1 protein-coding gene is annotated in these 328 nt (G+C 65.9%); it reads left to right on the top strand.

What is annotated here, in order from left to right; translation table 11 throughout:
* The coding region (locus ACPCUW_RS35230; protein WP_423429705.1) for an LLM class flavin-dependent oxidoreductase at nt 1-328 on the top strand (328 nt) is incomplete at both ends.

Consider the following 328-nt stretch of genomic DNA (forward strand, 5'->3'; position numbering starts at 1 on the left):
GTACAACCCGGCGGTGATCGCGCAGGCGTTCGCGACTCTGGGGTGTCTGTATCCGGAGCGGATCATGCTGGGTGTGGGGACGGGGGAGGCGCTCAACGAGATCGCGACCGGTTACAAGGGCCAGTGGCCGGAGTTCAAGGAGCGTTTCGCCCGGTTGCGTGAGTCGGTGGATCTGATGCGCGCGTTGTGGAGTGGTGATCGGGTCGATTTCGAGGGCCAGTACTACAGCACGGTGGGTGCGTCGATCTACGATGTGCCGCCGGCGGGGATTCCGGTGTATATCGCGGCGGGTGGTCCGGTGGTGGCTCGGTATGCGGGCCGGGCGGGT

It is taken from the genome of Nocardia sp. AB354 (assembly GCF_049538315.1).
Taxonomy (GTDB): Bacteria; Actinomycetota; Actinomycetes; order Mycobacteriales; family Mycobacteriaceae; genus Nocardia; species Nocardia nova.